18 protein-coding genes and 1 pseudogene are annotated in these 20,045 nt (G+C 71.6%); 7 read left to right on the top strand and 12 right to left on the bottom strand.

Going from position 1 to position 20,045, the window contains the following annotated elements; translation table 11 throughout:
- Nucleotides 1–1,119: 1,119 nt before the first annotated feature.
- The 5 genes from ABZ374_RS46345 to ABZ374_RS46325 all read right to left on the bottom strand — a co-directional run bounded on the left by ABZ374_RS46345 (nucleotide 1,120) and on the right by ABZ374_RS46325 (nucleotide 7,398).
- A complete protein-coding gene (locus tag ABZ374_RS46345; RefSeq protein ID WP_360324307.1) occupies nucleotides 1,120–2,190 on the bottom strand; it encodes an SIS domain-containing protein in 1,071 nt (356 codons plus the stop codon).
- Between the two features lie 381 nt (nucleotides 2,191–2,571).
- A complete protein-coding gene (locus ABZ374_RS46340) occupies nucleotides 2,572–4,038 on the bottom strand; it encodes a glycoside hydrolase family 3 protein (RefSeq protein ID WP_360324305.1) in 1,467 nt (488 codons plus the stop codon).
- Nucleotides 4,039–4,044: 6 nt separating this feature from the next.
- Nucleotides 4,045–4,878: a carbohydrate ABC transporter permease gene (locus ABZ374_RS46335; RefSeq protein WP_360324303.1), complete on the bottom strand. Its 834-nt coding sequence runs from the start codon at nucleotides 4,876–4,878 to the stop codon at nucleotides 4,045–4,047.
- Nucleotides 4,875–5,879, bottom strand: a complete 1,005-nt coding sequence (locus ABZ374_RS46330) for a sugar ABC transporter permease (RefSeq protein WP_360324301.1) — start codon at nucleotides 5,877–5,879, stop codon at nucleotides 4,875–4,877. Before ABZ374_RS46330 ends, ABZ374_RS46335 begins: the two co-directional genes overlap by 4 nt.
- A gap of 220 nt (nucleotides 5,880–6,099) precedes the next feature.
- Nucleotides 6,100–7,398, bottom strand: a complete 1,299-nt coding sequence (locus tag ABZ374_RS46325) for an extracellular solute-binding protein (RefSeq protein ID WP_360324299.1) — start codon at nucleotides 7,396–7,398, stop codon at nucleotides 6,100–6,102.
- A 341-nt stretch (nucleotides 7,399–7,739) separates the two neighbouring features.
- Here ABZ374_RS46325 and ABZ374_RS46320 point away from each other — a divergent pair, with 341 nt between their 5' ends.
- From ABZ374_RS46320 to ABZ374_RS46295, 6 genes are all read left to right on the top strand, one after another.
- On the top strand, nucleotides 7,740–8,507 hold the full coding sequence (locus ABZ374_RS46320; RefSeq protein WP_360324311.1) for a GntR family transcriptional regulator: 768 nt from the start codon (nucleotides 7,740–7,742) through the stop codon (nucleotides 8,505–8,507).
- A 278-nt stretch (nucleotides 8,508–8,785) separates the two neighbouring features.
- Complete coding sequence (bioD, locus tag ABZ374_RS46315) at nucleotides 8,786–9,511, top strand: dethiobiotin synthase (RefSeq protein WP_360324297.1); 726 nt, start codon at nucleotides 8,786–8,788, stop codon at nucleotides 9,509–9,511.
- Nucleotides 9,512–9,516: 5 nt separating this feature from the next.
- Nucleotides 9,517–10,551, top strand: coding sequence for a biotin synthase BioB (bioB, locus tag ABZ374_RS46310; protein WP_360324295.1), 1,035 nt, complete (start codon nucleotides 9,517–9,519; stop codon nucleotides 10,549–10,551).
- Between the two features lie 133 nt (nucleotides 10,552–10,684).
- Nucleotides 10,685–12,376, top strand: coding sequence for an acetolactate synthase (locus ABZ374_RS46305; RefSeq protein ID WP_360324293.1), 1,692 nt, complete (start codon nucleotides 10,685–10,687; stop codon nucleotides 12,374–12,376).
- A gap of 23 nt (nucleotides 12,377–12,399) precedes the next feature.
- Nucleotides 12,400–12,954 carry a GNAT family N-acetyltransferase gene (locus tag ABZ374_RS46300; protein WP_360324291.1) on the top strand — a complete coding sequence of 185 codons (555 nt, stop codon included), beginning with the start codon at nucleotides 12,400–12,402 and terminating at the stop codon, nucleotides 12,952–12,954.
- Between the two features lie 105 nt (nucleotides 12,955–13,059).
- Nucleotides 13,060–13,254, top strand: coding sequence for a hypothetical protein (locus ABZ374_RS46295; protein ID WP_360324289.1), 195 nt, complete (start codon nucleotides 13,060–13,062; stop codon nucleotides 13,252–13,254).
- Nucleotides 13,255–13,305: 51 nt separating this feature from the next.
- Here the strand turns inward: ABZ374_RS46295 and ABZ374_RS46290 are convergent, their stop codons facing one another.
- The 7 genes from ABZ374_RS46290 to ABZ374_RS46260 form a co-directional block, all read right to left on the bottom strand.
- Complete coding sequence (locus tag ABZ374_RS46290; RefSeq protein ID WP_360324287.1) at nucleotides 13,306–13,521, bottom strand: biotin/lipoyl-binding carrier protein; 216 nt, start codon at nucleotides 13,519–13,521, stop codon at nucleotides 13,306–13,308.
- A gap of 169 nt (nucleotides 13,522–13,690) precedes the next feature.
- Nucleotides 13,691–15,040: an HD domain-containing protein gene (locus ABZ374_RS46285; RefSeq protein WP_360324285.1), complete on the bottom strand. Its 1,350-nt coding sequence runs from the start codon at nucleotides 15,038–15,040 to the stop codon at nucleotides 13,691–13,693.
- Nucleotides 15,037–16,392, bottom strand: coding sequence for an HD-GYP domain-containing protein (locus tag ABZ374_RS46280; RefSeq protein WP_360324283.1), 1,356 nt, complete (start codon nucleotides 16,390–16,392; stop codon nucleotides 15,037–15,039). The genes ABZ374_RS46285 and ABZ374_RS46280 overlap by 4 nt, the downstream gene beginning before the upstream one ends.
- Nucleotides 16,393–16,582: 190 nt before the next feature.
- On the bottom strand, nucleotides 16,583–16,903 hold the full coding sequence (gene rsrA / locus ABZ374_RS46275; protein WP_360324281.1) for a mycothiol system anti-sigma-R factor: 321 nt from the start codon (nucleotides 16,901–16,903) through the stop codon (nucleotides 16,583–16,585).
- On the bottom strand, nucleotides 16,900–17,535 hold the full coding sequence (locus ABZ374_RS46270) for a sigma-70 family RNA polymerase sigma factor (protein WP_063744985.1): 636 nt from the start codon (nucleotides 17,533–17,535) through the stop codon (nucleotides 16,900–16,902). The genes rsrA and ABZ374_RS46270 overlap by 4 nt, the downstream gene beginning before the upstream one ends.
- Before the next feature lie 148 nt (nucleotides 17,536–17,683).
- Nucleotides 17,684–18,298 carry an alpha/beta family hydrolase gene (locus ABZ374_RS46265; protein WP_360324309.1) on the bottom strand — a complete coding sequence of 205 codons (615 nt, stop codon included), beginning with the start codon at nucleotides 18,296–18,298 and terminating at the stop codon, nucleotides 17,684–17,686.
- A 145-nt stretch (nucleotides 18,299–18,443) separates the two neighbouring features.
- Entirely contained in the window at nucleotides 18,444–19,214 is a 771-nt protein-coding gene (locus ABZ374_RS46260; RefSeq protein WP_360324279.1) for an SOS response-associated peptidase, read from the bottom strand.
- Nucleotides 19,215–19,284: 70 nt separating this feature from the next.
- On the opposite strand from ABZ374_RS46260, the pseudogene ABZ374_RS46255 reads away from it, so the two are divergent.
- A pseudogene (locus tag ABZ374_RS46255) lies at nucleotides 19,285–20,045 on the top strand (3-phosphoshikimate 1-carboxyvinyltransferase); the annotation flags it as partial.

Genomic DNA, 20,045 nt, shown 5'->3' with positions numbered 1-20,045 from the left:
GGCGCTGGGTCGCGAGCCGGCCCGACACGCGCCCGGCGTCGAGCCCGACAGGTGGGCCCGGGTCGCGAGTGCAACGACACACGAGCCCAACCCGACACATGGGCCGGGCTCGCGACCGCAGCGAAACGGAAGGCCCCGGTCGGGGGCCACCCCGCACGCGGATCGCGAGCGCAGCGAGTTGGCGGGCCGGGGCCGCAGGCCGAACCCGCCACGTGAGCCGGGGTCGCGAGCGCAGCGAGCCGCTGGACCGGGATCGCGAGCCCAACCCGACACGCCGGGATCGCGAGCACAGCGGCCGAGAGGCCCGAGACGCACACATGGGCCGGGACCGCGAGCGCAGCGAGCCGCTGGACCGGGGCCGCGAGCCCAAACCGACACGTGGGCCGGGGTCGCGAGCGCAGCGAGCCGAGAGACCCGAGACGCGAGCCCACACATGGGCCGGAACCGCGAACACAGCGAGCCGCTGGACCGGGGCCGCAAGCCCAAACCGACACGTGGGCCGGGGTCGCGAGCGCAGCGAGCCGAGAGACCCGAGACGCGAGCCCAACCCCACGCCCGAGCCAGCGTCGCAAACGCAGCGAGCCGGACTCCACGCCTGAGCCGGGGGTCGCGAGCGCAGCGAGCCGGAAGGCCCCGGTCGCGAGCCCAGCCCGACACATGGCCCGAGGCCGGGGTCGTGAACGCAGCGAGCCGAGAAGCCCGAGACGCGAGCCCAACCCCACGCCCGAGCCAGCGTCGCAAACGCAGCGAGCCGGACTCCACGCCTGAGCCGGGGGTCGCGAGTGCAGCGAGCGGGAAGGCCCCGGTCGCAAGCCGAACCCTGCACCCGGTCCGTTGTTCGGCTCGGTTCGGCGACCCCGGCCTCGGGCCCGCCGTACGACCCAGGCCCACCCACCCACTCGCCGCCCCGCCCCGGCTTGCGACTCGCCCCCGCCCCGAGCCGCAAGCTCACCCCCTCCGGGGCCGACACCCAAGGCGCCTGACAAGAACCGACGCCACGCCTACGACCACCGCCCACCCGCTCGCCGCACCCGCGACCCAGGCCCGGCCCCACCCGCCCCCCATCGCGAAGCCGTCCACGCGCAGAACGCGGCGTCCGCCGGCGCCCAAAACGCACCGTCAGTGCGTCTCCGTGACCTTCGCCAGTGCCCGCGGGGCGTCCGGGTCGAGGCCGCGGGCCATGGTGACCTCGTACGCCAAGAGTTGGAGCGGGATGATCTCCAGGATCGGCTGGACCTCCTCGGCCACGCCCTCCGGGAGGACGAAGCCGGCCGATGCGCGGCCGACCTGGTCGGCGGTGCCGATCACCATCAGGTCCGCGCCGCGGCCGCGCAGCCGCTCCAGGACGGGCTGGAGCGCGTCGCCGCCCTTGCCGTCGGGGACGACCGCGATCACCGGGCTGACGTTGTCGACCATGGCCAGGGGACCGTGCAGCAGGTCCGCGCCGGAGAACGACTGGGCCGGGATGTAGCTGGTCTCCATGATCTTGAGCGCGGCCTCGCGCGCCGTCGGGTAGCCGTAGCCGCGCGAGGTGATCACCAGGCGCTGTGCGAAGCGGTATCGCTGGGCCAGCTCGGCGACCTCGTGTCCGCGGTCCAGGATGTCCTGGGCCAGCGCGGGCAGCAGGTCGGCCGGCGACGTGTCGCCGCCGCGCAGGCCCTCGACGAACAGGTACAGCGCGAGCAGCTCCGCGGTGTACGTCTTCGTCGCCGGCAGCGCCTTCTCCGGGCCCGCGAGCACGTCGATGTGGAACTCGGAGACGGCCGCCAGGGCCGAATTCGGGTTGTTGGTCACCGCGAGGGTGATCGCGCCCGCCTTGCGGGCCGCCTCGGTGGAGGCCACCAGGTCGGGCGAGCCGCCCGACTGGGAGACGGTCACGACCAGGCAGTCGGTCAGGTCCGGCTCCGCACCGTAGGCGGTGGTCGTCGACATCGAGGTGAGCCCGGCCGGCTTGCCCAGCAGCACCTCGATCAGGTACTTCGCGTACAACGCGGCGTTGTCGCTGGTGCCGCGCGCCGTCAGCAGCACGAAGCGCGGGTTCCGGGCGGCGATCTCGGCCGCGATGGCCCGGATCGTCGGAGCGCCCTCGGCCAGGATCCGGCGCAGGACGGCAGGCTGCTCCGCCATCTCGGCGGACATGATGGTGCCCCGGTCGGGTCCCAGGACGTCACGGTCGTCGGTGGCGGACATGGTGCGGCCTTCCGTTGAATTTCTTGCCGATTGCAGCATTGCCAGGTTGAGAAATTGCGGGGTCGAGACGAAGCGACGGCGACGAGGCGACGGCGACGCGAGGCGACGAGGCGACAGCGGTGCAGGGCGACCGGGCGAGGCGACGGCATCGCGAGCCGTCACGGGTCGAGGCGGATTCTCGCCGCCCCACCCCTACCCCGCCCACTCCAGTGTCCGACCCTCCGATGTCGGCCCGGTTCACAACGCCCGGACGCACCGTGTCGAACGCATTCACAACGTCCGGACGCATCGCCCCACCAGGCCCACCAGGCCCACCAGATCCACCGTCCCTACCCGACCCACCGGGTCGCCCCGGCAGCCGTCATCCCGCCATCCGGCCGGTCACCCCAACCGTCGCCCCGTCAAGAGTTCGGCGGCCGCGATGCCGCAGACCGTGGCGGCGCCGTGCGTGGCGAGGTGGGCGGCGCCCGGAGTGGCAGCTCCGGGGATGCCCATCTCGACCACGACGGCGTCCGGCCGCGCGGCGAGCAGGCTCGCCGCTATTTCGCCGGCCCACGCGTGGTGGTCCAGATTGCGGACCACCAGGACCAGGGGGCGGTCGGTCGCCGCGCGTAGCACGTCGTCGACGAGCTGCGGTTCGGCGGTCCGGGCCCGGGTGACGGTGGTGCCGGGCAGTGCCTCGGTCAGGACCGGGGCGATGCCCCACGGGGTCTGTTCGCCGACCGCGATGTTGGCGGTGGGCGAGAGTTCGACCACGTGCGCGGGGGTGGTGATCGGTACGACCGTGCCGGTCACCCGGACCGCGCGGCGGGCCGCGTCCAGGCCGAGCGCGTAGTCGACCGGTTCGGCCGCGCCGACCTTGGCCCAGGTGGCCAGTTCGTGGACCCGGGCCGCGGCGTCGACCAGCCGCTCCTCGGCGAGCCGGCCCTCGCGGACCGCGGTCACCAGCGCGTCGCGCAGGTGCAGCACGGTCTCCTCGTCGCACAACCCGCCGCCCACGCACACCGCGTCGACGCCGGCCGCGATCGCGCGCACGGTGCCGTCGGCGATGCCGTAGGTGTCGGCTATCGCGCCCATCTCGATCGCGTCGGTGACGATCAGGCCGGTGTAGCCCATTTCCTTGCGCAGCAGCCCGGTCATGATCGTCCGGGACAACGTCGCGGGGAACTCGGTGTCGTAGGCCGGCAGCACGATGTGCGCGCTCATGATCGCCTTGCTGCCCGCCGCGATGCTCGCGTGGAACGGGACCAGCTCGCGCGCGGCCAGCGTCTCGCGCGAGGCGTCCACGCGCGGCAGCCCGTGGTGCGAGTCCATCGCGGTGTCGCCGTGGCCGGGGAAGTGCTTGACGCACGCGGCCACCCCGGCCGACTGCAGGCCGCTCACGTACGCGGCGGTGTGCCGGGCGACCAGTTCGGGATCGGCCCCGAAGGACCGCACCCCGATGATCGGGTTGTCCGGGTTGGAGTTCACGTCGGCCGACGGCGCCCAGTTGAGGTTGACCCCGCACGCGGCCAGCTCACGGCCGAGCCCGCGCGCGACCGCCTCGGTGGTCGCGGTGTCGTCCACCACGCCCAGCGCCAGGTTGCCCGGCCAGCGGCTGCCGGTGTTCACGTGGATGCGGGTGACGTCGCCACCCTCCTCGTCGATCGCGACGACGAGGTCGGGGTTCTCCCGACGCAGTTCCTCGGTCAGTGCGGTGACCTGCTCGGGGGTCGCGATGTTGCGACCGAACAGGCCCACCGAACCCAGCCCGCCGGCGATGTGGTGGCGCAGCCAGCCGGGCGCGGTCAGGCCGTCGAATCCGGGCTGCAGGACGGCGAGCGCCAGGCGCTCGAGACGTTCGGACATGGTCGATCAGCCCTTTACCGCGCCGGAGGTGAGCCCGCCGGTGACCTTGCCCTGCAACACCAGGAAGATCGCAAGAACCGGAAGCATGAACAGGGTCGAGGCGGCCATGATGGCGCCCCAGTCGATGGTGATTCCGTTGCTGAACGAGTTGAGCCAGGTCGGCAGCGTGCGCTGCTCCGGCCGGTTCAGCAGCAGCGCGTTGGCGAACGCGAACTCGTTCCACGCGGTGATGAAGCCGAACAGCGACGTGGACAGCAGGCCCGGGGCCAACAGCGGGAAGACGATCTTGCGGAACGCGGTGAACCGCGAACAGCCGTCCACCCGGGCGGCCTCTTCCAGCTCGACCGGGATGCCGCCGAGGAAGCCGCGCAGGGTCACGATCGAGAACGGCAACGTCATCACGAAGTAGATCGCGGTGAGCATCGGCAGCGAGTCGAGCAGGTCGTTGTCCCGCGCGATCAGGTACATCGGGATCATCAGCGCTTCCCACGGCGCCATCTGGGCGATGAACACCATCAGGATGAAGGGCGCCCGGCCCTTCCACTGCATCCGGGCCACCGCGAACGCGGCGAAGCACGCGACGACCAGGGCCAGCACCACGCCGACGCCCGCGACCATCAGGCTGTTGCGCCAGTAGTCCCAGAAGTGCGGCTGGTCGACGGCGGTCTTGAAGTTGTCCATCGAGATCGAGCTCGGGATGAACTTCGGCGTCGCCGACTGGATGTCCTTGGCCGGCTTGAACGCGGTGAGGACCATCCAGTAGACCGGGAAGATCGACACGGCGAAGACCAGCAGCGCCGCGAGATTGAGCGGAATCCGCTTCAGGGTGCGCGCCTTCACTTGTCGGCCTCCCGTTCCTGCTTGAACATCTGGCGGAAGTAGAAGACGAGCATGATCGCGAGGAGCACCACGGTGATCGTGGAGATCGCTCCGGCCATGTCGAACAACTTGGCCGACATACCTTGTTGGTAGGCGTACACGGGCAGTGTGCGCACCTCGTTGATCGGGCCGTTCTCACCCGCGATCGCCCAGATCTGGGCGAAGGACTTGAAGATCCAGATCACTTCCAGCGAGGCCACCAGCCCGAAGATCGGGCGCAGCATCGGGAAGGTGATCGAGCGGAAGATCCGTACCGGACCCGCGCCGTCCAGCCGTGCCGACTCGTAGATGTCGCTGGAGACGGTGGTCAGACCGGCGTACAGGGTCAGCGTCGCGAACGGAATCGACTGCCACACGATGAGCAGGGTGACCACCGTCAGGGTGGAGCCCGCGTGCCCGAACCACGTGTAGCCCTCGTAGTCGAAGCCGAGCTTGACCAACGCCCAGTTGACCACGCCGTTGTCCGAGCGGAAGAGCCACTTGAAGATCGTGGTGGCGGCGATGACCGGGGTCGCCCAGGCGGCGACCAGGCCGATCAGCACCACGATCCGCATGGTCTTGCCGAGCTTCATCAGCATCAGCGCGCAGAGCGTGGAGACGATCATGATCGCCACCACGTTGACCGCGGTGAAATAGAACGTGCGGCGGGTGACTTCCCAGAACTCGCTGTCCTTGAGGACTTCCTGGTAATTCTCCCAGCCGACGTATTCAGCCGACCGCGAGATGAGCTGCTTGAAGCGGTAATGCTGGAACGACAACATGACGTTCCGGACCACCGGATAGAACAGCAGGAAGACGATCCCGAGGATCGCGGGCGCGACAAGAAGGTATGGGGTGACCGACTTGACGATCCCCGACGGCTTGCGTGGGGGCTTCGTTGCGCGTCTGACGCCGGCGGGCGCCTGGTTGCGCGGGGGCTGCGTAGGTGTCGCGACCACCGCATCTGCCTTGGAGGCTGACACAGCTGCCTTCCCGTTGTTCGGTGTCGGGGGTCTGCGGCCCGTCCGGCCCGGTGGCGGGACGTGGCGAGAGCGCGGAGCCGGCGACGGGGGTCCGCCGGCGGGCCGCGCCGGGTGGGCCGGGCCGGTCCCGCCGCGAGAAGGTGCCCCGCGGCGGAAACCGGCCGTTCGGTCCGGCTGCGCCGCACCCGAACCGCTCGGCGGTCCGGGTGCCTGCGTCAGGTCAGTTCTTGGTGTTCAGCGTCTTCTCGATCGACGTGTTGGCTTCCTTGCCGGCTGCCGCGGCGTCGTTACCGGTCATCACCTTGGTGAGGTAGGCCTTGATCGGGTTGTTCTCCTCGACCGAGGCCCAGTTCGGCGAGTTGGGGGTGGCGAAGCCGTTCTTCGCGCCCTCCATCATCGCCGCGCCACCCGGGTCGGCCGTGACCGCGCCGCCCAGGGTGTTCTTGTTCGGGAGCTGCTTGGTCGCCTGCGCGAGCTTGGTCTGCCACTCGTCGCTGTTGATCAGCTTGATGACGTCGTAGGCCAGGTCCTGGTTCTTCGACGCCTCGGGGACCATCAGGTCGGAACCGCCGGTCAGCGCGGCACCGGCCTTGCTCGCGTCCTTGCCCGGGATCGGGAAGAAGCCGAACTTGTCCTTCAGGGCCGGGTTCGACTTGATGATCGTCTCGGCCTCGCCGGGAACGGCGATGAACTGGGCGATCTTGCCGCCGTCGGCCGCGACGACCTCGGGCTGGGTCTTCTCGTCGCCGTCCTTGGCGGCCTTGCCGTACGACTGCAGCTCCTTGTAGAAGGCAGACGCGGCGACGGCCGGGGCGCCGTCCAGGTTGGCCTTCCAGGCGCTGCCGGACTTGGTCGCGATGTCCGCGCCCTCGTCCTTGAGCAGACCGGCGTAGAAGTACCAGTTCTGACCCGGCAGGTAGATGCCCTGCTGGTCCCCGCTGTTGAGCTTCTTGGTGGTCTCGATCCACTCGGCGCGGGTCTTCGGCGGCTGCACGCTCGCCTTGGCGAAGAGGTCCTTGTTGTAGATCACGACGCGGTTGGCGGCGTAGAACGGGATGCCGTAGGTCTTGCCGTCGACCTTGCCCGGGTCGGACAGACCGGTCAGCCAGTCCTTGCCGCCGAGCTCGGTGACCTTGGAGCTGAGGTCCTTGAGGCCGCCGGAGGCGCCGTACTGGGCGATCTGGGTGTTGCCGGCCTCGATCACGTCGGGGGCGTCGTTGCTGGCGAGCGCGCCGGTGATCTTCTGGCCGATGCCGTTCCACTGCTGGATCTGCACGTCGAGCTTGGCGCCCGGGTGGTCCGTCTCGAACTTCGCCTTGAGCGCCGCGATGTAGTCGTCGGGCGCGGAGCCCTTCATCAGCCAGACCCGGACGGTCTTGCCGTTGCCCGCGGCCGGCGCGTTCGGCGCGGACGCCGCAGGCTTGGTGTCCTTTTTGTCATCGCTGCTGTCGGATCCACAGGCGGCAACACCGGTCAGCGCCGCCGCGACACCGGCCGCGACGAGAAGACGACGCTTCACTACATCCTCCTCAGGATGTCGGGCACCGCAGTTCGGTTTGGAGTTGCCGATGTCCCCCGTCGGATCCGTGAGGTGCGCGGACCGACCGAGCCCCCCACTGGGGAGGGGGCTCGAATGGGAAAACACTGACGCACCAGGGACGAGGGTTGCGCGGTGACCATCAATGGTTTAGACCATTTCGGAGGTTGGCATAGACCAATTGGGGTGTCAAGGTTCCGTAGACGGCGAACTCACGCCGTTATCGGACCGACATCCGCACTCCTGGTCCTGGGGGGATCGGTGGTCGTGCCACGATGGGGACCGAACGTGTCAGGAGGGCACCGGTGACGGCGGAACACGCGATCACAACCGCGGCGGACAGTGCGACGGCAGGAGGCGACCCCGGCCTCGAACCGAGCGCGCGCGTGCCGAAGTACTACCGCCTCAAGCGCCATCTTCAGGAGCTGACCAACACCCAGCCACCGGGCACGCCCGTGCCACCCGAACGCACCCTCGCGGCGCAGTTCGACATCTCCCGCACCACGGTGCGCCAGGCCCTCCAGGAACTGGTCATCGAGGGCCGGCTGGAGCGCGCCCAGGGCCGGGGCACCTTCGTCGCCAAGCCCAAGGTCGCGCAGAGCCTGCAGCTCACCTCCTACACCGAGGACATGCAGGCCCAGGGCCTGGAGCCGACCTCTCGGTTGATCGAGATCGGCTACATCACCTGCGACGACCACCTCGCCGAGCGGCTCGCGATCCGGCCCGGCAACCGCGTGTTGCGGATAGAGCGCCTGCGGCTGGCCAACTCCGAGCCGATGGCGATCGAGACCACGCATCTGTCCACCAAACGTTTCCCGGGCCTGCGCAAGCACCTGGCCAAGCACAACTCGCTGTATCGGGCCCTGTCGGCCGGCTTCGACGTGCACCTGGCCGAGGCCGAGGAAACGATCGAGACGGCGATGGCCACCCCGCGCGAGGCCGGTCTGTTGGGCACCGACGTGGGGCTGCCGCTGCTGTTGTTGTCCCGGCACAGCTTCGACACCGAAGGTGAGCCGGTCGAGTGGGTGCGATCCGTGTACCGGGGGGATCGGTACAAATTCGTCGCCCGACTGCGCCGCCCGCAGGAGTAGGGCCGAGCGTTTCGCCCGTCCGCATGCCATCGGCCGGACGGTCCGGGTCCACCCGGGCCGCCCGGCCGATCGCCGGAGGAATGCCGTTCGCTCCCACAGCCCCGTGCAGAGGGCCGCTGTGTGGCGAGTCACGCCGCTCCGCCGAGCCGCATGCCCACCACCTCGATGGTGCCCCACCGGCGCGGGGGTTGCCCGGGGCCACAGGTCCGCCGGCCGCGGGCCCAAGGTCCTTGCCTGGGCCCGACGGGGATCGGGGACACGCCCTAGGCTGACCGGCCATGAGCGTTCTCGTGGTGACCGGTACCGACACCGGGGTGGGCAAGACGATCGTCACGGCGGCCGTCGCCGCGATCGCGGCCGTGCGCGGCGGCACGGTGGCCGTGGTCAAGGCATCGCAGACGGGTGTGGGGCCGAACGAGGCGGGCGACCTGGCCGACGTGCGGCGCCTGGCCGGGGTGACCGACCTGCACGAGTACTCGCGCTACCCCGACCCGCTCTCCCCCGCCGCCGCCTCCCGGGTCTCCGGCCTGCCGCCGGTGGACCTGTACGGCGTCGCCGACCGGGTCCGCGCGCTCGCCAAGGAGACCGACCTGGTCGTCGTCGAGGGCGCGGGCGGCCTGCTCGTGCGCTTCGACGACGAGGGCACCACGATCGCCGACCTGGCCCACGAGCTGAAGGCCGGCGCCCTCGTGGTGACCCGGCCCGACCTGGGCACGCTCAACCACACCGCGCTCACCCTGGAGTCGATGGCCCACCGGGGGGTGGACCTGGTCGGCGTGGTGATCGGCTCCTGGCCCACCGAGCCCGACCTGGCGATGCGCTGCAACGTCCGGGATCTGGAGACCCTGGCCGCCCGTCCGCTGGCCGGTGTGCTGCCCGCCGGCGCGGGTTCGCTGCACCCCGCCGACTTCCTGCTCACGGCCCGCGCGAGTTTGTCGCCGGCTCTGGGCGGTACCTTCGATCCGGCCGCGTTCCGCGCCATACAGGATCCGACCGCAAGGTGAGCGACATGACGGAAACCCTCGACAGTGACCGTACGCAGACCGTGAACGACGACATCCTGGCCGTGGCCCGGCGCCAAGTCCTCGACGAGGGACGGGGGCTGAGCGCCGAGCAGGTGCTGGCCGTGCTGGAGCTCGCGGACGACCGCCTCGAAGAACTGCTCCAGCTCGCGCACGAGGTCCGGGTCCGACACTGCGGGCCCGAGGTCGAGGTCGAGGGCATCGTGTCGGTCAAGACCGGTGGTTGCCCCGAGGACTGCCACTTCTGCTCCCAGTCGGGTCTGTTCCCCTCCCCCGTGCGCGCCGCGTGGCTGGACATCCCCTCGCTGGTGGAGGCCGCCAAGGAGACCGCCGCGACCGGCGCCACCGAGTTCTGCATCGTGGCCGCCGTGCGCGGCCCGGACGAGCGCCTGATGAAGCAGATGCGCCAGGGCGTCGCGGCGATCCGCGAGGCGGTCGACATCAACATCGCCGCGTCGCTGGGCATGCTCACCCAGGAGCAGGTCGACGAGCTCGCCGAGATGGGCATCCACCGCTACAACCACAACCTGGAGACGGCGAAGTCGTACTTCACCAACGTGGTCACCACGCACACGTGGGAGGAGCGCTGGGACACCCTGCGGATGGTGCGCGCGGCGGGCATGGAGGTGTGCTGCGGCGGCATCGTCGGCATGGGCGAGTCGGCCGAGCAGCGCGCCGAGTTCGCCGGTCAACTGGCCGAGCTGGAGCCGGACGAGGTGCCGCTGAACTTCCTCAACCCGCGCCCGGGCACCCCGTTCGCCGACCAGGAGGTGCTGGAGCCGCGCGAGGCGCTCAAGATCATCGGCGCCTTCCGGCTCGCCCTCCCCCGGACCATCCTGCGCTACGCGGGCGGCCGGGAGATCGCGCTCGGCGACCTGGGCACCCGCGAGGGCCTGCTCGGCGGCATCAACGCGGTGATCGTCGGCAACTACCTCACCACCCTGGGTCGCGCCGCGGACGCCGACCTGGAGCTGCTCAAGGAACTGAGCATGCCGGTCAAGGCGCTCAACCAGACGTTGTAGCCACACCCCGACCGCCGACGGCCCCACCCGGACCGGGAGCCGTCGGCGGTCGCCTCTTACTGCCCGGTAGCGCACGCGGATAGATTTCCCGGCGGCACGGGGCCCGCCGGGTCCGCGGCGACGGAGGTCGGGCATGCGCGCACCACGAGGGGCCGAGGAACGAGACCACGCCGACCGAACGGTCGAGGGGCACGGTGGCACGCTCGCCGTCGCCGCCGCCCGGGCGCACGGGATCGACACGATGTTCACCCTGTCGGGAGGCCACGTCTTCCCGCTCTACGACGCCGCGGTCGGTGCCGAGGCGCCGCTGCGGGTGGTGGACGTACGGCACGAGCAGACCGCCGTGTTCGCCGCCGAGGCGACCGCCAAGCTCACCCGCCGGCCCGGCCTGGCCGTACTGACCGCCGGGCCCGGCGTCACCAATGGGATCAGCGCGGTGGCCACCGCCTGGTTCAACGGCTCGCCGATGCTGGTGCTGGGCGGCCGCGCGCCGGCGTTTCGTTGGGGCTCGGGGGCACTCCAGGAGCTGGACCATCCGCCGCTGCTGGCCCCGATCACCAAACGCGCGGCGACCGTGCACGACACCGACCGGATCACCGCCGAGGTGGACGCCGCGCTGACCCTGGCGAACAGCCCGCACCGGGGGCCGGTCTTCCTGGACGTGCCGATGGACGTGCTCTACGACCGCGCGGAGGTATCGCTGCCGTGCCCGGCCCCGCCCGCGCCGGTGCTCCCCGACCCGGATCCGGTCGCCGCGGTCGCCGACCTGCTCGCCCGCGCGGCCCGACCGGTGCTGGTGCTCGGCCAGGACGTGTGGATCGGGGGCGCGGAACAGGCCGCGCGGCGGGCCGCCGAGACCATGGGGATACCGGTGGTGGCCAACGGAATGGGCCGGGGCGTGTTACCCGCCGGCCACCCGCTGCTCGCCGGCCGGGCCCGGACGACCGCGCTCGGCGGCGCCGATCTGGTGCTGGTGGCGGGCGCGCCGCTGGACTTCCGACTGGGCTACGGCAGCTTCGGCGGTCAGGGCGGCGGGCCCTCCGCGCGCGTGGTGCACCTGACCGACGCCCCCGCGGGCTCGGCGCCGCACGCGCACTGCGCGATGACCCTCGCGGCGGACCTGACCGAGCTGTTCGACGCGCTGACCACCGCGTGGGAGCGGGTCGGCCGGGTCGGCATGTATCGGATCTGGGCCACGCACGTGCGCGACGCGGCCCGCACCGCCGCGCAGTCCGACGCACCGCTCCTGGGCAGCGCCGGCCGGCCGATCCATCCGGCGCGCGTGCACGGCGAGTTGCTCCGCCTGCTCGACGAGGACGCCGTGGTGATCGGCGACGGCGGTGACTTCGTGTCCTTCGCGGGCAAGTACATCGAACCCGCCCGCCCGGGCGGCTGGCTCGACGCGGGCCCGTACGGCTGCCTGGGCACCGGCCTGGGCTACGCGCTGGGCGCCCGGCTGGCCCGCCCCTCGGCGCAGGTCGTGCTGCTGCTGGGCGACGGGGCGGCGGGCTTCTCGCTGATGGACGTGGACACCCTGGTCCGGCATCGCCTGCCGGTGGTGCTGATCGTCGGCAACAACGGCTGCTGGGCGCTGGAGAAACACCCGATGCGCATGTTGTACGGGCACGACGTGGCCGCCGACCTGGCCCCGGGCACCCGCTACGACGACGTGGTGCGCGCGCTGGGCGGCGCGGGCGAGACGATCACCCGCCCCGAACGGATCGCCCCCGCGCTGCGTCGCGCGTTCGACTCCGGCGTGCCCTACCTGCTGAACGTGCTCACCGATCCGGAGGCGGTCTACCCGCGCACGACCATGGGCGTGTGATCGGCAGCGTAAACTGGACGGCTATGAATCCTCCTGCCTCCGCCGCGGCCCGACCGCACGACCACCACCCCGCTCCCGCCGGCGTCCACATCCGCCAGGCGCGCCCGCAGGAGTACGAAGCGGTGGGGGACGTGACCGTCGCGGGCTACGCCGGCCTGGTCGCCGCCGACCAGGACTACGTGAACGATCTGCGCAAGGCCGCGCATCGGGCGGAGAACTCCGAACTGCTCGTGGCGGTGGACGAGGGCAGCGGCGAGATCCTGGGCACCGTGGCCTTCGTGCTGCCCGGCAGCGCCTACGCGGAGGTCTCCCGAGAGGGCGAGGGCGAGTTCCGGATGCTCGCGGTCGGCCCGGCCGCCCGCGGTCGCGGCATCGGCGAGGCGCTCGTGGAGGCGTGCCTGGAGCGGGCCCGCAAGCACCACTTCACCGCCGTCGCGATCTCCACCGTGTGGGACATGCGCGCCGCACACCGGCTCTACGCGCGGATGGGCTTCCACCGCGCGCCCGAGCGCGACTGGTGGCCGGTGCCCGAGGTGGAACTGATCTGCTACCTCAAGGACCTGCGCGCCGCCCCGTAGAACCGAGCGGGACACCGCCGTTCGTCGGGCCGGCGGACCGTTCGTCGAAACCGGGTCCGGCCGGGTCCGCTCCGGCCGCCCGGGCCCAGGCCGTAATCTACGGCCGTGAGCACCGATGCAGCCTTCTGCGACCACTGCGGCGAACAGCGTGCCGGCGCCGCGCACGACGACTGTGTGCGGCGCCGCGAACTCGAACCCCCGCGCTACTGCGGTCGGTGCCGACGGCGGATGACCGTACAGGTGACCCCGCGCGGTTGGACCGCCAAGTGCGTCGAGCACGGAGTGCTCACGTCGATCTGACCCCCGCGGTCGGGCCGGCGCGAGTACCCGGACGCGATGCCGCGCCGGGTGCTACTCGATCACCGCGATCGGGTCGCCCTCCTGGATCACGTCGCCCTCGGCGACGCTGATGCGGGCGATGGTGCCCGGAAACTCGTTGAGCACCGGGATCTCCATCTTCATCGACTCCAGGATGACCAGAGTGCTGCCGGCCTCGACCGTGTCCCCCTCGTGGGCGACGACCTTGGCCACGTTGGCCACCATCTCCGCCAGGACCTGCTCGGCCATCGTCGTTCCTCCTTCGGGCCCGGGTCGGGCCGTGGTGAAGCGCGGATCGGGCGCGATGACGCCCGCTCGAAATCCAATCACGGGAATCCGGCCCCGGCGGCTGTCCGAGCCGACAAGGCCCTCCCGCGATCCTGGTCCGAGCCTGCGGGCCCGTCCCGGATCCGAGGGCTCAGCCGGTCCGTTCCAGCACCTGCGCCAGCGCCTCGACCACCCGGGGGTCGTAGGCCCCGGACACGTCCGCACGCAGCCGGGCCAACACCTCGGGCCGCGAACGCGGGTCGTCGCTCGTCGTGATCAGGTCGTCGTAGGCGTTGACCACCTTGATGATCCGGCCGGCCAGCGGTGGTGGCGGTCCGCCCCCGGCGTCCCGGTAGGGGTCGGCCTGCGCGGCCACGATGCCGGCCACCCGATCGAGCACCCCGCTCTCCCGGATCACCTCCGCGCCCAGCCGGGCGATCCGACGTTGCTCGGCCTCGGGCAGATTCAGCGTGGTGCCGCCGGGCACCGGTTCCGCCAACGCGAGTTGCCCGATGTCGTGCATCCCGGCCGCAGACCGCAACTCGCGCAGTTCCGGCTCGCCCAGCCCCAGGTCCACCCCGACCGCGTGCGCGAGATCGCCCACCCGGGCGGCATGCCCCGGCGACCCGCACCCGGCCGCCTCCGGCAGCCGCGACAGCGCGTCGACGGTCTGCCGATGCACCAGCCGGATCGCGGCGTAGCGCCGAAAGGACAGCAGCACCAGCAACGACGGCAGACAGAACACCGGCACCGCCCACAGGCCCAGCGCGCCGGCGGACAGGGCGATCAACATGCCGCTCGCGCCCACCGCGGTGCCGATCCCGGTCAGCCCGCAGGCCCGTCCGGTGTCCTCGCCGTCCGGCCCGATCCGCTCGGTGGGGCCGAGCCCCGCGCACAGCGCCCGTAATTCGGCCAGCAGCGCGGGACGGAACGCACGACCCACCCGAGCCATCGCGGCCACCACCGCGTCGCACAACGAGGTCAACAACACCACCAGGACCAGGTAGCCGCCGTAGGCCCACCCGTGCCCCATCACCGCGTCGAGCCCACCGTCCGCGTACATCGGCCGGAACAACGTCGCCGCGAAGCCCGCCGCGAGCACCCGACGGGCGACGTACGCGGGCGCCGGTGCCCGACCGCGCGCGACGTGCGGCAGGGTGCCCGCGAGCAGCGCGACGGCGACCACCGCGACCACCTGGAGCACACCGTGCCGGGACACCGTGCCGTGCACGTCCGGGAGCAACGCGTAGGCGAGCGCGCCGGCCGCGCCCAGCGGCGCGGTCTCCCGGTTGCCGGGCAACGTCACCCGGGCCGTCTCGCCGACGGCGATCACCGTGCCGAAGACCAGGGCGTAGGACGGCTGCACCACGCCCTCGGCCGCGGTGACGGCCACCGCGACCGCCGCGGCGAGCGCGCCCAGCACGAGCACGACGGTGCCGGTGTACGCGCGCAACCGCGTGGCCGGCGCCGCCGGTTCGGCCCGGGCCCCGGTCGTCGTCACGACCCGCCGCCGACCCGCCCGCGGGCCACCGAGTGGGTGTCGGCCCGCGACTGCCCGCGCGGCGCGGGCACCCGCACCTCGCCCTCGCCGTCCCGCACCTCGGCCTCCGGCCAGCCGTGCCGGGCCAGCGCCTGTGCGAGCGCCTCGACCATGCGCGGGTCGAACTGGGTGCCGCTGCATCGGCGCAGCTCCGCCATCGCCGCGTCCGCCCCGCGCGCGGGCCGGTACGAGCGGGTCGAGGTCATCGAGTCGAACGCGTCCGCGACCGCGATCACCCGGGCGAACTCGGGGATCTCGGCACCGGCGAGACCGGCCGGATAACCGCGCCCGTCCATGCGTTCGTGGTGGTGCAGGATGCCCGCGTGCGCCTCGCCGAGAAAGGTCAGGCCGGCCACCATCTCGGCGCCGCTGACCGGGTGTCGCTGCATCTCGCGCAGTTCCTCCGGGTCCAGCCTGCCCGGCTTGGTCAGCACCCGGGTGGACACGCTCAACTTGCCGACGTCGTGCAGGATGCCCGCGTAGCGCAGCCGGACCACCCGATCCTCGCGCATGCCCAGCCGGCGGGCGATCAACACCGAGGCCCGGGCCACCCGTTCGCTGTGCCCTCGGGTGTAGCCGTCCTTGATCTCCACCGCCCGGACCAGGGTGCGTACGGTCGCCTCGTGCGCGGCCTGCTCCTGCGCCTGCTGGGCGTAGGCCCAGAACGCCACGTAGAGCGGGAGCAGCACCAACACCGCCGCGAACACGCCCAGTCGCTGCTGCCACAACACGGCCATCATCAGCCCGATCGGCACCGAGCCCAGTCGCCAACCGGCCGAGCGCACGAACACCTCGCGCAACACCGGGAGTCCGCCGGCGCCCTGGGTCTCGGCCCGGAACGCGGTGTCCAGCACGCCGCTCACCACATACAGCGCCAGTCCCGCCGCGGCCGTCGGCAACAGCCCGGCGGGCAACTCCGACGCGGTCAGGTAACGCGTCCCGTCCAGGAGTTCGTAGACCCGGGAGGCGACCGCGATGGCCGGCACCAGATGCGCGGCGTCGACCACACGGGTGACCGGGTCGGCGGTGTCCGCCCGCGCGATCAGCACGCCGGGCAGCGCGACCGTCGCGGCGGCGCCCGCGGGCAACAGCAGCACCGCCGCGCACACCAACGGAAAAAGCGCCCCGTCGGGGGCGCCGCACAGGCCGGTGAGTCGGGCTCGGGCCACCGCCCCGAAGGCGATGAACAACACCGCCAACGCGCCCAGTCGATCGATGTCCACACCGGACCACGACAGCAGGATCAGCGCGGGCACGGACCCGCCCACCACGATCCCGGCGTGGATCCGGGCGCTCGGCGGCAGCGTGCGCATGCGACTCCTCGGCTGGTCGCTCGGACCACCGAGAATAGGCCGCCCGGGTAACGGCCGAAGGGCGCATGACCGGTTTGTCCCGGCCATGCGCCCCGGTTTTAGCTCGTTCGGGTCAGTGGCTCATCCGAATCGACGGCTCGTTCGAATCCGTTCGAAACGGCCGGCGTATCGACTCGCCGGCCCGCTCGGATCAGGCGCGACCCGGGCGCTCTATCTCGACCGCGGTCTCCTCGACCGAGACCCGCTGGGCGTCCACCTCGACGCGCACCAGCTTGATCCGCTCCAGCACCTTGTTGCGCAGCTCCGAGGGGACCTCGTCGCGCCCGCAGCAGCGGTGCACCAGCTCCTTCACCTGCTGTTCGAGGCCGTACTTGTCCAGGCACGGCGAGCACTCGTCGAGGTGCGTGCGAATGCTGGTGCAGTCCGCGTCCGCCAACTCGTTGTCGATGTACTCGTACAGGTGCCCGAGGATCTCGGAGCAGTCCACCTCGTGGTGGTCACCGCAGCTCATGAGTCCGAGCCTTTCCGGTCGGTGCCTGCGGGGACGAGGCCGCGCTCACGGGCGTAGTCGGCCAGCAGATCGCGGAGCTGACGTCGCCCGCGGTGCAGGCGCGACATCACGGTCCCGATGGGAGTACCCATGATGTCCGCGATCTCCTTGTACGCGAAGCCCTCGACATCGGCGAGGTACACCGCGATCCGAAACTCCTCGGGGATGGCCTGCAGGGCCGTCTTCACGTCGGAGTCGGGCAGGTGGTCGAGTGCCTGCGCCTCGGCCGAGCGCAGTCCGGTGGACATGTGCGACTCGGCGCGGTGGAGCTGCCAGTCCTCGATCTCCTCCGCATGCGATTCCAGCGGCTGCCGCTGCTTCTTGCGGTAGGAGTTGATGAAGGTGTTGGTCAGGATGCGGTACAGCCAGGCCTTGAGGTTGGTGCCCTCTTTGAACTGGTGGAACGACGCGTACGCCTTGGCGAACGTCTCCTGGACCAGGTCCTCGGCATCCGCCGGGTTGCGGGTCATCCGCAGCGCCGCCGAATACAACTGATCGAGGAACGGCAGGGCGTCCCGCTCGAACCGCGCGTCTTGCTGCTCCAAGGTCTCCGGTACGAGACCCACCTCCTTCAAGCCAGGTGTCGACGATATCGCCCGAGGCTGATCGGTGCCCGCACCCCACTCGGGCCAGGCGAGAAACGGTGCCTCGTTTCGGACAACCGAACCGGCGGCCTTGAGCATGGGAGCGACCTCCACTCGTCGACGCTTGACAGTTGGGGGAACACGTCGCCGACACGGATCATTCCCGTGTGCTCGCGGCCACCAGCCAATCGCCGACACCGGCTGTGATCAGGGCCAACGCCGCTTCCTGGGTGATCGCGGCGCGCTTGGGAACGGCGAATCCGTGGTCCGCGAACGGCACCCGGAGCAGGGTCGGACCGTCCGCCGGAAACTCGTCCGGCCCACCGAACGAGTCACGTTCGCCCTGGACGACCAGGGTCGGCACGCCGGCGCCGAGCAGTTCAGCCAAGCGCGAACGCTCCGGCCGTCCGGGTGGATGCAGCGGGAAGGCCAGCGCGACCACACCCGCCACATTCGTTTCACCCGCGGTGCGGCACGCGACCCGGGCGCCCGCGCTGCGGCCGGATCCGAACACCGGCAGGCCCTCGACCGCGTTGCGCCGGGCAATCTCGGCGAGCACCGGAAGCCAGCCCGCGTCCAAGGTCCCCGGCGCCGGGGCGAGTCGCCGACCGGCCACCCGCCACGGCTGCTCGACCAGGGCGACGTGGATGCCGCGTGCGGGCAGCGCCGCGGCGAGCGCGGCCAGGTCGCGCGCCTCGATCCCGCCGCCCGCGCCGTGGCTCGCCACGAACCACGCCCGGGCCGGCACCGCGGTGGCGCGCCGTACGGTCACCCGCGCGGCACCGACCGGCGTGGTGACCTCGAACACCTCGGTCGGCCCGGCGTCGCCCGCCGACCGGCCCCCGGCGCCCACCGCCGCCGGGTCGGTCGGGCCGGTGGAGTCGGTCGCGGCGGTCGAGCCGAGCGGATCGACCCGATCAGAAGAGCGTCGCGTCAACGGTGACCTCGTCCTCGGGAATCGCTTCGAGCAGATGCGGCGCGTTGTTGCGGACGTTGTTGACGTCCGTCGAGACCGGGTGTGCCGTCATGAACCCGGTGGGCGGTGGCACCAGCAGCCCGCGGATCTCCTCCGGCTCGGTCCACGCCGGGTCCAGCCAGCCGTCCCACTTGTCCCGGGTCAGCACCAGCGGCATCCGGTGGTGGATCCGGGCCAGCTCGGGATCCGCGTCCAGGGTGAGGATCGTGCAGGTCCACAACCAGCCGAGCGGGTCGTCGTCGGCCCGGCTGCGATCGCGCCACCACTCGTACAGCCCGGCGAAGGCCACCTCGGCGCCGTCCGCCGCGTGGATCCAGTACGGCTGCTTGCGCGAGGCGCCCCTGGGGCCGTCCGGCGCGGTCTCGGGGGTGTGCCATTCGAAATAGCCGTCGGCCGGCAACAGGCACCGCCGGGCGGCGAACGCCTTGCGATAGGCCGGCTTCTCGTGCACGGTCTCGGACCGCGCGTTGATCATCTTGGCGCCCATGCCGGGATCCTTGGCCCAGGACGGCACCAGGCCCCACTTGATCGGGCGCAGTTGCCGGGCGGGCGCGCCGCCGGACTCGACCGGGCGTTCCAGGACCGCGTAGACCTGCTTGGTCGGCGCGATGTTCCAGTCGGGAGGGAGCTCGTCCGCGGGGTCGAACCGATCGACCTCGAAGATCTCGACGAGGTCATCGGGGCTCTTGCTGGACGCATACCGGCCACACATGGCGTCCAGGGTGCCACGTACGGAAAACGAATCGGGGCCGGGTCGGCGAACGGACTAGGCTTGCCACGTGATGTCTGCGTTGTGGTCTGCCCCCGTTGCCTCCGCTCCCGTGACCGCCACCGTCGAGGTGCCCGGGTCCAAGTCGGTGACCAACCGCGCCCTCGTGTTGGCCGCGTTGGCCGACGGTCCCGGCTATATCCGCCGGCCGCTGCGCAGCCGCGACTCGTCGCTGATGGTGGCCGGCCTGCGTGCGCTCGGCGTGGTGATCGAGGACCGCGGCGAGGACTGGTACGTGCTGCCCGGCGGACTCTCCGGCCCGGCGACCGTGGACTGCGGCAACGCGGGCACGGTGATGCGCTTCCTGCCGCCGGTGGCCGCGCTCGCCGACGGGCCGGTGCGCTTCGACGGCGACCCGCGCTCGTACGAGCGCCCGCTGGACGGCGTGATCAACGCACTGCGCGACCTGGGCACCCGGATCGACGACGAGGGCGAGGCCCGGCTGCCGATGACCGTGCTCGGCGGCGGCGGGGTCGAGGGCGGCGTGGTGCACATCGACGCCTCCGCGTCGTCGCAGTTCGTCAGCGCACTGTTGTTGTCCGGGCCGCGCTTCAACCTCGGTGTCGAGATTCGGCACACCGGCGGCTCGGTGCCCTCGATGACGCACATCGCGATGACCGTGGACATGCTGCGGGCGGCCGGCGCCCGGGTGGACGACGCCGAGCCCAACGTGTGGCGGGTCGCCCCGGGCGCGTTGCTCGGCCGCGACATGGTCGTCGAGCCGGACCTGTCCAACGCCGGTCCGTTCCTGGCCGCCGCGCTGGTCACCGGCGG

The sequence above is a fragment of the Embleya sp. NPDC005971 genome, assembly GCF_040629175.1.
In the GTDB taxonomy this organism is placed as follows: domain Bacteria; phylum Actinomycetota; class Actinomycetes; order Streptomycetales; family Streptomycetaceae; genus Embleya.
The sequence above is the reverse complement of the archived record's forward strand: the minus strand, read 5'-3'. Positions and strand labels throughout refer to the sequence as shown.